Below are 13,947 nucleotides of genomic sequence, written 5' to 3'. Positions count from 1 at the left end.
ACCATGGACCTCCTCCTTCTTCTGGGTCTGATAATGGGAGTCCTCACCTCCTACACCGACGCCAGAACTGGGTTCATTTTCGACAACCACGTGTTCCCAACGCTTACTCTCATAGGTAAACTCCTTGGATGGGAGGAAGAGGACGGGGGGTGGCTTCCGAAGCTCGTCGTGCCGGCCGTTGAGGGGGGAATACTCTACCACCTCTACCTCGGAATTCGGGAGGGGAACATCCTTTTAGCCCTCTCGGGCATCCTCGCCTTCCTGCTTGGCCTTTTCCTCGGCATGATGCTCTATTACGTGGGTGCATGGGCGAGCGGTGACGCCCTCATACTCGCGGGCTTTTCGGCCCTCCTGCCCTACGCTCCCCCGGCGGCAAGGGTTGTTCCTCCCTACGCCGTTGATTACCCTCTCTATCCGGTGAGCATACTTCTCAACAGCCTCATCGCGGTGTTCCCCTTCATATTCATCTACGCCCTCATCGTGCTCCTCCTCAGAAGGAAGTTCTGGGAGTTGAAGGAGGTCTTCACGGGAGGGGCGAAGCTCACGCTGGAGGCTTCCCTATGGATAATGGGGGCCCTCGGCCTCAGGCTGGTAATCTACGACGTAACCGGGATCCTCTTCGGGGGGCTCTACGCCTGGCTATTCACCCTCATCGTGATAACCCTGTTCGGAAAGTTCAGAAGAGTAGGAGATGTTCTGGGTTTCGTAACGGTCGCCTACCTCATCTACCGGGATCCCACGACGGTACCGGTGTTCCTGAAGCTCCTAACTGTACTTTACCTCTTCAAGGTCTTCTTCTCCCTCGTGAAGTTCATGCGCAGGGAGGTTCTGATGGAGGAGGTAACCGTTGAAGACCTCAGGGAGTGGGACATCCTCGGGGAGACCATCTTCGAGAAGGATGGCAGAATCCTCAGGGACCGGACGGATTCCTTCACGAGGATAAAGAAGGCCATCTCGAGTGCGGATCTGAACGCTCTCAAACCGGACTACGGACGCGTTATAGTCTCCCCGACGGCCGAGGGATTGACGGCCGGGCAGATTGAGGAACTGAAGCGCCTCGTTGAGGAGGGCAAGCTCGAAAACAGGTTTTTGAGGAAGAAGTCGATGCCCTTCGCCCCGGCTCTCTTCCTCGGCTTCCTGATAAGCTACTTCTGGGGGGACATCTTCTGGTGGATCGAGCTCAAGCTCGCGGGCCTTTAACTCAGGAGTTCCCTTATTATCTCCATGACCTCGTAGAGGCTCCCTGCATTGTGGTCCCCCTCAACGCCCTCGTGGGGGTTTATGGCTATGCTCACGTCCGCCTCCCGGAACATGCTCAGGTCGTTGTAGCAGTCGCCCACCGCCACGGTCAGCTCGGGTTTGAGCTTCTCCTTCAGCTCCCTCAGGATCTTACCCTTGCTTCTGAAGTCCACCACAGGGTTTACCCTCCCGGTTACGGTGCCGGTTTCATCGAAGATCAGTTCGTTGGCGAAGAAGTAATCGACGTCAAGCTCCTTTGCGATCCTCTCGGTCAGGCATCGGAGACCGCTCGAGAGTATGGCGATCCTGAAGTCGTTCTCCCTTAGGAATTCCACGAGTTCCTTCGCTCCATCCATGTACTCAACCGAGTTCGCCCACTCCATTATCTCCTCGCGCCTCCGGCCCTTCCACAGGGACGCGTCCAGTTCGGCCCACTTTACGTAGTCTATCCTTCCGGAGAAGAAGAGCTCGGCGTATTCCTTTCCCTTCTTCCACGTCCCAAAACGTTTGTGGAGTTCAACCCAGCTCGACACGGACCTTACGAGTGTTCCCTCAAGGTCAAAGGCCGCCAGCCTTACCATGATACCACCAGGGGAGCGAAGGGAAGAGAGCTTAAAAGCCTACCCCCTCCAGCCGTGCTCGCCTATCAGGGGCACGAAGGCAACCCCTCCCCAGCGCTTCTTCCTTAATTTTCCCTCGGGGGTTTTCTCGATAACGTAGAGATCCTGCCACAGGTGGTAGCCTCCGACCGGGATCAGGAGCTTCCCCCCGGGCTTCAACTGTTCCACGAGGGGTTCCGGAACCTTCGGGGCCCCGGCGGTGACGATTATCCTGTCGTAAGGGGCCTTCGGGGGAAAGCCCTTCGTCCCATCCCCGGGGATCACGTGGACGTTTTCAACACCCGCTTCTTCGAGGTTCCTTCTGGCGAATTCCACCAGCTCTGGGATGCGCTCAACAGTGTAAACATCGGTCCTTACGAGTTCCGAGATCAAAGCGGCGTTCCAGCCACTCCCCGTCCCGATCTCAAGGACGTTAAGGCCCTCCCGGAGTTCGGCCAGCTCAAGCATTATCGCCACCATGTGGAGGGCACTTACGGTTTGACCGTGGGGAATGGGGAGCGGTTCGTCAATATGAGCGTATTCCCTGTAACGCTCCTCGACGAAGAGGTAGCGGGGATACCTGAGAAAAGCCCGCCTAACGGCCTCGCTCTTAATGATGCCTTCCATGAAAAGTCTTTCAACCGTTTTCTCCCATCTCTTCCTGAGTTCCTCAGGGGAAACCATGAGATCCATCGGAAGAAGTAACCCCTCGAGGATTTAAGGTTTACGAGAAGTTTAATGGCCGGCGGCGTCCCCGGGTTCCCGCTCCCTCCCGGAGGGCAGTACAACCGGGATCGCTGGCGGGCTTAACTTCCGGGGTCGAAACGAGACCGGGTGTGACCCCGCCGCTATGACCGCCGTACCGGTACGAACCTACTGGTGAGGGTTTATAAATCTTACGGTATACCTTCGGATCCCCATGGAAAAGCATAATTACCAGAAACGTCAAGTTTTACCGGTGGTTCCATGAGGGTATACACGCTGGTCGAGGATTATTCCGGTTATGAGAGCCCCTTTCTGGCCCAGCACGGGGTCAGCTTCCTCATAGAGTACAGGGGCAAAAGGCTCCTCTTCGATACCGGACAGAGCGAAAAGCCGGTTCTCCACAACATGGCCCTCCTCGGGCTCGATCCAAAGGATATAGACTACATCTTCCTCTCCCACTGCCACTACGACCACACGGGAGGACTGCCGGGGATCCTGAAGGCGATTGGGAGAGATGTTCCGGTGATAGCCCACCCCACCCTGTTCAGGAGGCACTTCGTTATCAGGCCGTACCTCAGGGAGGTGGGCGTTCCCTTCAGCAGGGAGGACGTTAAAGGGCTCTTTTTAACCGCGGAGCCCTTTCAGATAGTTGAGAACCTCTACTCAACGGGCGAGATCAGGGAGAGGGAGGATTTTGAAAGGACCCCTCTGGAGGTCTACACCCTCAAAAACGGGAGCATTGTAAGGGACGAGCTTCTGGATGACATGAGCGTTGTCGTGAAAACGTCTCAGGGGCTCGTGGTAGTGAGCGGATGCTCGCACGCGGGAATAGTGAGCATCGTCAAGAGGGCCATTAAAATCACGGGAGAGAAGAGGGTCAAAGCGGTTATCGGCGGCTTCCATCTCATAGGGGCGAGCGAAGAGAGGATAAGGAGAACGGTCGAGGAATTCAAGAAGCTTGGGGTGGAGGAGGTCTACACCGGGCACTGCACGGGATTGAGGGCCGAAGCTGCGTTTCTTGAGGCCTACGGGGAAAGCTTTCACAGGCTCCATTCAGGGATGGTAATGGAGTTCAGGGATTAGGGATAGAGATTAGGTGTTGAGCATGGAAAAACCGGGGATCACGGTTTTTGCGTATTCACCGGGGGAGTTCGAGGAAAGGAGAATAGAAAGCCTGCGGGAGGCTCTGGAATTTAAAGAATACCGCGTCGTCTGGGTTAACGTGGACGGCATCGCCTACATCGACGAGCTCAGGGAGATCTTCGGCTTTCACGAAGCATCGATTAAGGCCCTCCTGAGGTCGAGGAGCAGGGCGAGGGTGAGCCTCCGTGAGGATTACCTCTTCCTCCTTCTTTATCAGATCTACGAGGTAAAGGAGGGGTTGAAGAAGGAAAGGATCGGGATATTCCTCAGGGGTAACTTCGTGATAACCCTTCAGGAGCGTCCGGGGGATGTTTTCAACCCGGTGAGGGAGGCGATAAGAACCGGGGAGGGACTCTTCCGGGAAAAGGGTGCGGAGTATCTGGTTTTTGCCCTTCTGGATGCCATAGTCGAGAATTACCTCCCGATCCTCGAAAGGATAAGCGCTCGGATGGAGGAACTTGAGAGCAGGATACTCAAGGACGGCGACAGGGAAATCCTCCGCAGGGTTCACGGGATAAGGAGGAGGGTCCTGTTCATAAGGCGGACCATATTTTCCCTGCTCGAGGTTTTCAGGAGGCTGCAGCTTGAAGGGGGCGGATTCTTTGAGGGGGAGACGCGGGGCTACATAGAGGAGCTCCACAGCCATGTTATGGAGGTTCTGGACATAATCGAGAGCCAGAGGGACATGGCAAACGGACTCGTGGAAATGTACTACTCAACGCTCTCCCTCAGGATAAACGACATAATGAGGATTTTAACGGTTGTCTCGACGATATTCATACCCCTGACGTTTATAACGGGACTCTACGGAATGAATTTCCGCTACATGCCCGAGCTTGGGTGGCGCTACGGCTACCCGGCGGTTCTCCTGACGATGCTCATCATAGCGCTGGGTATGCTGTACTACTTCAGGAGAAAGGGATGGCTGTAGCAGGTGCTTGATGCCCTCTTAACGTTTTTACCCGTGGGCTTCCCTGCCCTGATTACCCCTTCAGCCGTAACATCGAAATCGCCGTCTGGATTCACTCCCCTCGACTTTTAAATTTCTCCCCGATGAGCGGGATTACGGAGAGGGCAACAAGCAGGGAAGCCAGCGAAAAGTCCGCGAAGAACCCAAAGGACTGAGCTACGAAGCCACTGGCGAAGTTCCCGAGGATCGCACCCACCGAGCTTATCATGTTGTAGGCCCCTATGAGGGCACCCCTCTCCCTCGCCTTCGCCTTCCGGGAGATTATGGACGTCGTTGATATCCCTATGAAGGCCCACGTGTAGCCGGCGAGCAGGTATGAAAGGAAGGTAAGGGGGGTGAAGGTCCAATTCAGGTATATAGCCACAGGCACAAGGGCGAAGGCGAGGGCGCGCAGGAGGAGGCCCCTGATGAGGACCCCGTAGCCGCTCCTATTCCTCAGCTTTTTCCCCACCCGGGTGTACATGAAGGCCGAGATGGCTGAATTACCGATGCTCATCAGATAAATCCCGGAGGTGGTAAAACCCTTCTCCTTTAGCAGGACCGGGAACTGGGTGAAGTAGAGCATTGCACCTACCCAGAAGAGCAGGGAAGAGAGGTACAGGGCTCCGAAACCCTTCGTGGAAAAGCGGGGGAGATGGGTTATCATGTTCGGTATGTAACGGAACTTCTCCACCACGTAACCGGCGTAAACACCGAGTTTCTCCCTGTTGAGATGGAGGGGAACTTCCCTGATGGTGTTTAGGCCATGGGGAACAGAGAGCAGTCCAATTAACCCGAAAACGATGAGCATCCCCCTCAAACTCAGGAACTGGCCGAGGAGAAGACCTATTACCATCCCCGCAACCCACGCCCATCCACCTATCTCGTTGAAGCGGCCTATCGCCCAATCCCAGTCCTCCAGCCGGAACGCCTTCGTAATGATCAGGATGGGTATAGGAATCGTTGCTGCTATGAAGAAGGTGTACACCGCGTTGATGACCATTACCTGATACACACTTCTAGCAAGGGGAAACAGAATGGTCGAGATGGCGGTTCCCAGGAAGCCGACTATGAGAAACACCTTCCTCCTGTTGAGCTTATCGCTGAGCTTCCCCCAGAAGAGGCCGCCGAGCATTGAAGCTGTACTCCCAATGGCGTTTACGATCCCAACCTCGGAAGGACCCCCTCCGAGGGCCATCGTGAGCAGGGGTATCAGCGGAGCGGCTCCACCCGTTGAGACCTTGAAGGGGATAAATGAAGAGAACCATCTGGCAGGATCGTACCTGTGGCGCATCTGTTTGCTTTTTTCGATGCTTTTTAGCGTTGCCTTCTTTCTCTTCCGGGGGCGCTGTCTCAAGGCTCCCACCTTCCAGAAGAAGGGAAGAAAAGGGGCAAGAGAGAGAGTGTAAGGAGGAAGAGGAGTCACTCCTCGTCATCATCTATGTCCCAGTCTTCCTCATCCTCGTCGAGGTCCCAGTCCTCTTCCTCTTCTTCCCAGTCCTCTTCCCATTCCTCGTCTTCTTCCCACTCGTTCTCATAGGCTTCCTCGACTTCTCTGAGTGGGTCGAACTCCTCCTCTTCCTCAACTCTGGGCCTTACCTTCTTCTTTGGGGGGTACATATCCATCACCGCCCCGCTCTGGGGCTTCCCATGTTTGAATGATTGGTTTAAAAACTTTTTCTCCAGAAATCCGCTAAGAAGCCCGTAAATAACCCGAAGCTACGGGATAACAGTCCGGGAAACGATGTCCGCGGGCCCCAGAGGTCCCCACCAGAAGCGGGTTTGCTGACCCGGGGATGAACCGGAGGGGTTTCAATTCTCTTAGAGTCTTATTGGAACACAAGGGAATTACAGTTTATTTAGAATACTTCTCGTTCTTTCAATTCTCTTAGAGTCTTATTGGAACACTGAACCGGCGTTTAAGCTTGATAAGAAGCTTCTAACTTTCAATTCTCTTAGAGTCTTACTGGAACCTTAATCGACCAGCCCCGCTCTCCAATCCTTCCAGACTTTCAATTCTCTTAGAGTCTTATTGGAACGCGCTGGGCCTCACACCCTCGTGGGCCCCATAGTGATCTTTCAATTCTCTTAGAGTCTTATTGGAACATCCCAATCCCTCATCTCTTTCCACCCCCTATCTTCCTTTCAATTCTCTTAGAGTCTTATTGGAACTACAATAATGAACAATCCCGAACACCAATGAACAGCCCTTTCAATTCTCTTAGAGTCTTATTGGAACAAAAATGCGCCGTGAACGGATAGATTTAAAAACAGCTTTCAATTCTCTTAGAGTCTTATTGGAACATAGACTCGGCAGGTTGGATACAAAAAACATTTACGTCCTTTCAATTCTCTTAGAGTCTTATTGGAACCGAAGCGTGGGGATTACCAATATTTGAAACCTTAGCCAGTTTCAATTCTCTTAGAGTCTTATTGGAACTAGGTCTCGAAAAAATTCTTGAAATTGAAATAGTTACCTTTCAATTCTCCTAGAGTCTTATTGGAACGATAATAATCGACGAGGGCGCCTTTGATTTTTCGGTTTTCTTTCAATTCTCCTAGAGTCTTATTGGAACAGGAGGGAATTTTGCTTTGTTTCCTCAGTAATACTCTAATGAACCCCGAATTATAAAAGCCTTTCGGTGAGGAGTCAATAAAAACTCCCTAAAAAGCCCTCGATTCGGGCCGTTCTGTAATTTTTCGGAATCCAAAAAAGAACCTCCTTCAAAACCCCAAACCCGATAAAAGTCCTCCACAACGAGTAAAGAAAAACCTTCGGGGGGTAAACCCTATAAGAACCTGTGTGAACCTACGGTGGTGATTGCCATGGGACTCATTGAGGACAAGGCGCTCGTCGAGGCCGCGCTCTTCGTTTCCGGAAGACCGCTCAGCCTGAAGGAGCTTTCAAAGGCCCTCGGGATAAGGTCCCTCGATTACCTTGAGAAGCTGATAGAACTAATAGCCGCGGAGTACGAGGAGAGGAAGAGCGCCGTGGAAGTTGTCAGGGTCCTTGGGGATAAGTACGTTATGCAGGTGAAGGCAGAATACAGCCAGCGCGTCGTCCACCTGATGCCCCAGCCCGAACTGAGGACCGGCGAGCTGAAAACCCTCGCCCTGATAGCCTACCTCCAGCCTATAGAGCAGAGCAAGATCGTGAAGCTCAGGGGGAGCCACGTCTACGAGCACATTAAGAAGCTCCGCGAGATGGGGCTCGTCTACGCAGAACCCTACGAGAGAACGGTGCTCCTCGGGACCACGCCGAAGTTCGCCGAGCTCTACGGCTTCCCCGAGAACGATCCGGCTATCATAAAGGAGGCCTTCGGAAAGGTCGTCCACGCCGAGTACCGTGACCTCATAGCGAAACTCGAAGGGGAACCCGGTGATCAGACCGAGGCGGAGTGATCCGGACCTCTCGAATATCCTTTTCACCCGAAGGATAGGACGGCGCCTTTTCCGGAAGCATGGCTTCCAGAAAGCCCGGAGAAAGGTTTAAATAGTATCCGGAGTTATTACTATCAAGGTGAGTGTTATGGGAGTTCTGACGAAGGAGCAGATCATCGAGATGATACGGGAGCGTGGGGGCCTCTCAAAGAATGAGGTCGAGAGGAGAATACGGGAGATAGCCTCCAGAGAGGGCATCTCAGAGCACGCCGCGGCCCTTATCCTTGCCGAGGAACTCGGGGTAAACCTTGAGACCGAGGGAGAGACCCTCCACATAGCGGATCTCGTTCCGGGGATGAGGGGAGTCAACGTAGTAGCCGGAGTTCTGAGGAAGTACCCGCCGAGGGAATACACGAAGAAGGACGGTTCAAAGGGACTGGTGGCCAACGTAATACTGTACGATTCAACGGGAAAGACGAGGCTCGTTCTCTGGGACGGGCTCGTGACCAAGTACTACAACGAGCTCGACCGGGGGAGCGTGGTTAAGATCATAGACCCGGTGGTTAAAGAGGGCAGGAACGGGGTGGAGCTCCACGCCAACTTCAGGACGAGGATAATCATCGATCCCGATGACCCGCGCGTTGCTGAGATACCTCCCATCGAGGAGGTACGGAGCTACAGTTATCAGAGGAAGAGCATAGGGGATCTCGTGGACGGTGACAGGTTCGTGGAAGTGCGCGGAACCATAGTGAGGCTCTACCGTGTGACCGCTTACGATGCCTGCCCGCAGTGCAGGAAGAAGGTCGATTACGACCCCTCGACCGATGCGTGGATCTGTCCCGAGCACGGCGAGGTTCAGCCCGTGAAGGTGGTCATATTCGACTTCGGAATCGACGATTCCACGGGTTACATAAGGGTCACGCTCTTCGGGGACGCTGCGGCCGAGCTGATCGGAGAGAACCCCGAGGAGATAGCCGGGAAGCTTAAGAAACTCGTTGAGGATGGGCTGACCCTGAGGGAAGCCGGAAGGAAGATGGCCGAGGAGGAGTACTACCACCTTCTTGGAAAGGAGATAGTGGTCAGGGGAAACGTTCTGGAGGACAAGTTTCTGGGACTCATGCTCAGGGCTTCAGGCTGGGACGAGGTCGATCCCCGGCGGGAGATAAGCAGGGTCAGGGCCGAGCTGAAGGGGATCCTCAGGGAGCTTGTGTGAGGTGGTTGAAGTGGAGGAAGTAAGGTTCAGGCGCAGAAAGCCCGCCGTTGAAAGGAAGATCTCCGAGATAAGGGAGGACGATACGAGGGTTTCCCTCATAGGAAAGGCCTTCAAGGTCGATAAGATGGACTACACCTTCTGGCTCGACGACGGGACGGGGGTCATACTCGTAGAGAGCGAGGAGAACGTTCTTCCCGCGGAAGGGCAGACGGTCCGTGTTATCGGAAGGCTCATCAGGAACGAGGAGATCCACGTCTACGGAGAGGTCGTTCAGGATTTCAGCTCCGCGGACCTCGAGGCGCTGGAGGAGATCAGGGAGCTCGAGAGGAAGGTTATCCCGAAGGTCGAGGGTGTCATCGAGTTCTTCGGAGGTGAGGAGCCATGAGAAAGCGACTCCCGGCAAGCAGGGTTTACATCAAAGACCTTCTGGAGGGCTACTACGTCAGGAGCGAGGGCGACTTCGAGCCCAACTACCTGATAACCCGGGACGCGAGGAAGATCCACAGGGCCAAGGTTGTGGCAACCGTCGTCAGGGACCCCATCATGAGCGAGGACGAAACCTACGGGAGGTTCCAGATAGACGATGGCACCGGAACCCTCTGGGTCTTCGGTTTCAGGGAGGACACGCGTTTCGTGAAGCTCGTGAAGAAGGGCGACCTCGTTCAGATAGTGGGAAAGATCTCCGAGTGGCGCGACGACAGGCAGATACTCGTCGAGGGGGTATCGAAAGTCGAACCCAACATGTGGATACTCCACCGCTTTGAGACCCTCAAGGAGAAGGCGGAACACGCGCTAAAGGCCAGAACGGCCTTCGAGATATACGACAGGTACGGAATAACCGCCAAGGCAAGGGTAATAGCCAAGAACAAGGGGATAAGCGAGGACCTTCTCATGACCATAGACGAGCTCTACACCCTGATGCTCGAACAGAAGAACGCCGAGGAGGAGATCTTCGAGGAGGAGCTCCCGGAAGAGTCCGAGGAAAATCCCGAGCTTGAGAAGGCCAAGAAAGCCGTCCTTGAGCTGCTCAGGGAAAAGGGTAGGGCCCTCTCCCGCAAGTTCATAGTAAAGAAGCTCTCCGGGGAACTGGACGAGGAACTGATCGAGGAAGCCATAACCCGGCTCCTTGCTGAGGGGGAGATATACGAGCCCGAGATAGGCTACTACGAGCCCCTTTGATTTTTTAATACTGTTCCCTCATGGTCCTTATGACCGGGTCGTGTATGAGCGTGGAAGTTATCCCGTCCACGAGGCGGAAGAACTCCTCCTTTCCCGTCTCGAGGGGCATGTTCTCCACCCCTATGAGCTCGTACCTCCGGCCGAGTATCCACCTTCCCAGCAGTATCTTTTCCCTCCCATCCTTCCGGAGGTCGAGCCTTGCGATGCCGTAGGGGACGTCAGCAGTCCACCAGTTGGCCTTAAAGGTGACCCTCCAGCCGGAGTCCTTCAGGATCCCGATGAGCTTTTCAAGGGTTTTGGTCGGCCCATCGGGCGTTTTAAACGTAACGATCGTCCAGAGCTCCTCGGATTCGAGATTCTTCAGGATTTCCTTTTCAAACTCCATAGGACCACCTCCTCAAACTATGGCGGCAACCATGAAGGCGATCACCGCAAGGAATATACTCAATTTAAGGATTAACTGCGACCTGTGCGCCGATTCCCTGTCCTGATTCCTAAGTACGAGGTAACCCGCGTAGAGGATCATCAGGTCAACGGGAAGCATCGCGTAGTAGCCGGGGCCCACACCAGCCTTCACGGGCAGGAAAGATGCCACGACGGTCAGGAAGGCGAAGAAGGCCCCGAGGTAGGACGCTTTTTTCTTCCCCCAGACTATGGGTAGGGTTCTGGCGCCTTTGATGAGATCGCCCTCAACGTCCTCAACGTCCTTGATGATCTCCCGGGCAACGTTCACAAGGAAGGCACAGATGGCCAGATAGCCTGCCAGTCCGATGCGTCCAACTGCAAGGGCACCGTAGAGCGGTGTGGCCGCGGTCAGGGCCGCCACCACGAGGTTTCCCAGGAGGGGAAGGGGTTTGAGCTTCCATGCGTAGACAACCATCATCACGTAGGCCAGAGCCGCCAGCAAAAAGGACGGGAGGTTTATGAAGCCAGCGAGTAGGAGTCCGGTACCGAAGAGGAACAGGGAGTAGTGGCGGGCCGTCCTCCTCTCGATCGCACCCCTCGGAATCGGTCGCTCCGGCCTGTTGATCCTGTCTATCTCGTAGTCGAAGTAGTCGTTTATCGTGTTGCCCCCGCCACAGCCGAGTGTAACCACGAGGAACACGAGAAGGGCCGTAACGGGATCCGGAAAGTGACCCACGGCAACGACGGAACCGAGAAGACCCACTATTCCGGCAAGAAGGCAGTTATGGGGTCTGGTTATTTCCACGAAGGCCCTGAGCTCCATTAGGGTCACCTAACTCATTTGGTTCGTCCTCTTAAAAATCTTTGGTTTAGATCTCGTTTCTCCTGAGGAGGCCGAGCTCCTCTCCCCCTTCGAGCACCCTGATCCTTCCAAAGCGAAGCTCAACGGTTCTCTCAAGTTCTTCTGCGGAAAGGGGCGTTAGAACCTGCGCTTTCATCTCCGAGAAGTTTATCCACTTTATTATTCCCACACCGGGACACAGGCCCTCGCCGTCGATGAACCCCACGAGGAGGTTGCTGAGTTTCTCGAAGTCGACCGCATGGACGGTGGAAGGGTGACCCTCTCCGCCGAACCCGGCCGTTACGACGTAGTACTTTTCGTCCTTCCATCCGGCCACGACTAACCATCGGAAAATGGCCGCCAGTAGCTCCCGTTCTTCCGGGATGAGGGGTCTGCCCCTGAAAAGCCCCGTCCCCGATGGCGTTACCTTCGAGAGGTCAACCTCGACCGTTGAAGCCCCGGAGAAGTACTCCCGCCACTTCTCCCTTCTAAGGGCTTTGCGTTCTTCCGGGGAGTGTTCCCTCGCCCCCTCGCTGACTCGGAGAACCGTGGTTTCGCCATAGGCCGAGAGGAGTCTCCTGAGGTGGGATAGTTCACCGGCCCTTTCAAGGAAGACCATCAGGTCCGGCCTCAGGAGTTCGGCCTTGAGGCGCTTCATCTCGGCCCCCTGAGCCGTGACGAAGCCCGTGGTATCCACGAGAACGATGTCGGCCTTTTCAACGGCAATATCCACCAGCCTCTTAACCCCAACGGCCATCTCACCGACGTAGCCGGCCGGGGAGATCGTGCCCACGAAGTAGTGGGCATAAGCTTCAAGCTCGCCGATAGACACGAAGGGTCTCTCGGGAAAGGCGAGGCTTAAAGTGGCCGGGGGAAGGATGCCCTTCTGACCGACGTCGCCGTCAACGACCGCAACCCGAAGGCCCTCTTTGAGGAGCCCGTTGGCCAGAAAGGTTAAAAGCGTGGTCTTTCCGCTGTCGGTTGAACCGATCAGCATAACCGTGGCAGGCTTCTCCATTCTTAGGAGTTTTTCAAGAAGTTCCGGCCTGTCAGGAGGAACATCCTCGGTGTAGGTCGCCTTGTTCATGGTACCGGGTTGGGGCGATAACTTTAAAATCTAACGGAAATTGGGGAAAGGAATCCGGACAAAATTTATAAAGTCCTGCCTTCAGATAGGGGCGTCCGGAAAGAAAATTTTACATAGTCCACGGAATCTTTGTCAAAGGAGCATAAAGGAGGAGTGAAAATGGCGAAAGAACGGGACGTCACTCCGAGGCAGATAAAACTGCTCAGGAAGTTCTACGAGGAGGGAAGGACCATAGAGGTGCACACCGTTGAGAAGACACAGGATGAACTCGCGAAAGAGCTTGGAATCACCAGACAGGCCCTCAGTAACCATCTTAAGGCCCTCAAGGAGCTCGGCTACATAAGGACGGGACGGGGCTTTATAGACCTTACGGAGAAGGCCCTCACCCTCCTCGGCGAGAAGAAGGGAGACGTGTTCGTTTTCGTGAAGATAGACCCCACGAAAAGGAAGACCGTTTACGAGCGCATAAGGGAGCTCAGGATAAGGAGGATATACAGAGTTACCGGGGACATAGACCTCATAATAGAGACCGACAAATCCCGGCTCGACGAGATACTCGAGGAGATAGCCTCACTCGACGGCGTCAGGGAGACCATCACCCACATCGTCCTCGAGGTTATCTGATTCACCTTTCCCTTTTGAGTTTCTCCTCCATCAGTTTTCTCAGCTCGAGGAGGTTCTTCCCGAACTTCGCCGAAATTGGAACGAAAGTACTTTCAATCTCCCCGGGAGGGACCCCGAACTTTTCGGCGAGGAAGTTTATCGTTTTCCCCACGTTCCTTATTCTGTCCATCTTGTTGACGGCCACCACCACGGGTATCCCGAGCTCCCTCAGGAACCCGTAGAACTCCACGTCTATGGGTATCTCACCGCGCTTCTCCCACCGCTCGATTATCTCCGGAGCGGCCTTTCCGTCCACCACGAGAACGGCGAGCTCGATTCCCTCGGCGTTGTCCTCGATGAAGTGCACTATCTCGTCCTTTATGCGCTCCTGAACGTGCCTTGGAACACCGCTCATGAACCCGAAGCCCGGCATGTCCACGATAACCTTCCCGCGCCAGTTCACCTCAACGGGTCTCCTCGTTACCCCGGGTCTTTTTCCCCGTTTAACCCACTTCCCGGTAAGGCGGAATATGAGGGTACTCTTTCCAACGTTGGAACGTCCCACGAATATTATCATCCTCTCACCGCCGGGAGTTGGAGGGT

General features: G+C 54.8%; 16 protein-coding genes, 1 rRNA gene and 1 CRISPR repeat array. Of the genes, 8 read left to right on the top strand and 9 right to left on the bottom strand.

Features of this window, described 5'->3' with window-relative positions:
- Positions 1-3 precede the first annotated feature (3 nt).
- On the top strand, positions 4-1,200 hold the full coding sequence (locus A3L12_RS03535) for an A24 family peptidase C-terminal domain-containing protein (protein WP_088882336.1): 1,197 nt from the start codon (positions 4-6) through the stop codon (positions 1,198-1,200).
- Here A3L12_RS03535 and A3L12_RS03530 read toward each other — a convergent pair.
- The 3 genes from A3L12_RS03530 to rrf form a co-directional block, all read right to left on the bottom strand.
- Positions 1,197-1,820, bottom strand: coding sequence for an HAD-IB family phosphatase (locus A3L12_RS03530; protein ID WP_088882335.1), 624 nt, complete (start codon positions 1,818-1,820; stop codon positions 1,197-1,199). The genes A3L12_RS03535 and A3L12_RS03530 overlap by 4 nt on opposite strands.
- Positions 1,821-1,859: 39 nt before the next feature.
- Entirely contained in the window at positions 1,860-2,531 is a 672-nt protein-coding gene (locus A3L12_RS03525; protein ID WP_394335081.1) for a protein-L-isoaspartate(D-aspartate) O-methyltransferase, read from the bottom strand.
- Between the two features lie 47 nt (positions 2,532-2,578).
- A 5S ribosomal RNA gene (gene rrf / locus A3L12_RS03520) occupies positions 2,579-2,700 on the bottom strand.
- Positions 2,701-2,804: 104 nt separating this feature from the next.
- Here rrf and A3L12_RS03515 point away from each other — a divergent pair.
- Both A3L12_RS03515 and corA read left to right on the top strand, forming a co-directional pair.
- Positions 2,805-3,626 (top strand): MBL fold metallo-hydrolase, encoded by an 822-nt coding sequence (locus tag A3L12_RS03515; RefSeq protein ID WP_088882333.1) that lies wholly within the window; start codon positions 2,805-2,807, stop codon positions 3,624-3,626.
- Positions 3,627-3,648: 22 nt separating this feature from the next.
- A complete protein-coding gene (gene corA / locus A3L12_RS03510; protein WP_088882332.1) occupies positions 3,649-4,617 on the top strand; it encodes a magnesium/cobalt transporter CorA in 969 nt (322 codons plus the stop codon).
- 91 nt (positions 4,618-4,708) lie between these two features.
- Here corA and A3L12_RS03505 read toward each other — a convergent pair whose 3' ends face one another.
- Together A3L12_RS03505 and A3L12_RS08280 are read right to left on the bottom strand one after the other, a co-directional pair.
- Positions 4,709-5,992, bottom strand: a complete 1,284-nt coding sequence (locus A3L12_RS03505; protein ID WP_088882331.1) for an MFS transporter — start codon at positions 5,990-5,992, stop codon at positions 4,709-4,711.
- A 65-nt stretch (positions 5,993-6,057) separates the two neighbouring features.
- Positions 6,058-6,261 carry a hypothetical protein gene (locus A3L12_RS08280; protein WP_157726693.1) on the bottom strand — a complete coding sequence of 68 codons (204 nt, stop codon included), beginning with the start codon at positions 6,259-6,261 and terminating at the stop codon, positions 6,058-6,060.
- A 183-nt stretch (positions 6,262-6,444) separates the two neighbouring features.
- Positions 6,445-7,211: a CRISPR direct-repeat array (repeat unit 29 nt; unit sequence TTTCAATTCTCTTAGAGTCTTATTGGAAC).
- Positions 7,212-7,461: 250 nt separating this feature from the next.
- Here A3L12_RS08280 and scpB point away from each other — a divergent pair.
- From scpB to A3L12_RS03485, 4 genes are all read left to right on the top strand, one after another.
- Complete coding sequence (gene scpB / locus A3L12_RS03500) at positions 7,462-8,037, top strand: SMC-Scp complex subunit ScpB (RefSeq protein WP_088882330.1); 576 nt, start codon at positions 7,462-7,464, stop codon at positions 8,035-8,037.
- 127 nt (positions 8,038-8,164) lie between these two features.
- A complete protein-coding gene (locus A3L12_RS03495) occupies positions 8,165-9,229 on the top strand; it encodes an OB-fold nucleic acid binding domain-containing protein (protein WP_088882329.1) in 1,065 nt (354 codons plus the stop codon).
- A gap of 10 nt (positions 9,230-9,239) precedes the next feature.
- A complete protein-coding gene (locus A3L12_RS03490; protein WP_088882328.1) occupies positions 9,240-9,614 on the top strand; it encodes a replication protein RepA in 375 nt (124 codons plus the stop codon).
- A complete protein-coding gene (locus A3L12_RS03485) occupies positions 9,611-10,408 on the top strand; it encodes an OB-fold nucleic acid binding domain-containing protein (protein WP_088882327.1) in 798 nt (265 codons plus the stop codon). Before A3L12_RS03490 ends, A3L12_RS03485 begins: the two co-directional genes overlap by 4 nt.
- A gap of 4 nt (positions 10,409-10,412) precedes the next feature.
- On the opposite strand, the gene A3L12_RS03480 is transcribed toward A3L12_RS03485, so the two are convergent.
- Genes A3L12_RS03480 through A3L12_RS03470 form a run of 3 tightly spaced genes read right to left on the bottom strand, consistent with a single transcriptional unit; the run spans position 10,413 to position 12,741 of the window.
- Complete coding sequence (locus tag A3L12_RS03480; protein ID WP_088882326.1) at positions 10,413-10,793, bottom strand: ribonucleoside-triphosphate reductase; 381 nt, start codon at positions 10,791-10,793, stop codon at positions 10,413-10,415.
- Positions 10,794-10,805: 12 nt separating this feature from the next.
- Positions 10,806-11,636: a geranylgeranylglycerol-phosphate geranylgeranyltransferase gene (locus tag A3L12_RS03475; RefSeq protein ID WP_088882325.1), complete on the bottom strand. Its 831-nt coding sequence runs from the start codon at positions 11,634-11,636 to the stop codon at positions 10,806-10,808.
- A 46-nt stretch (positions 11,637-11,682) separates the two neighbouring features.
- Positions 11,683-12,741, bottom strand: a complete 1,059-nt coding sequence (locus A3L12_RS03470) for a Clp1/GlmU family protein (protein ID WP_088882324.1) — start codon at positions 12,739-12,741, stop codon at positions 11,683-11,685.
- Between the two features lie 159 nt (positions 12,742-12,900).
- Between A3L12_RS03470 and A3L12_RS03465 the strand changes: the two genes are divergently transcribed.
- Positions 12,901-13,365: an Lrp/AsnC family transcriptional regulator gene (locus tag A3L12_RS03465; protein ID WP_088882323.1), complete on the top strand. Its 465-nt coding sequence runs from the start codon at positions 12,901-12,903 to the stop codon at positions 13,363-13,365.
- A 1-nt stretch (position 13,366) separates the two neighbouring features.
- On the opposite strand, the gene engB is transcribed toward A3L12_RS03465, so the two are convergent.
- Complete coding sequence (gene engB, locus A3L12_RS03460; protein WP_088882322.1) at positions 13,367-13,921, bottom strand: GTP-binding protein EngB; 555 nt, start codon at positions 13,919-13,921, stop codon at positions 13,367-13,369.
- Between the last annotated feature and the right edge of the window lie 26 nt (positions 13,922-13,947).

The organism is Thermococcus sp. P6 (genome assembly GCF_002214525.1).
Lineage (GTDB): Archaea > Methanobacteriota_B > Thermococci > Thermococcales > Thermococcaceae > Thermococcus.
Note: the sequence above shows the minus strand (reverse complement) of the source record. Positions and strands in the feature narration are given on the sequence as shown.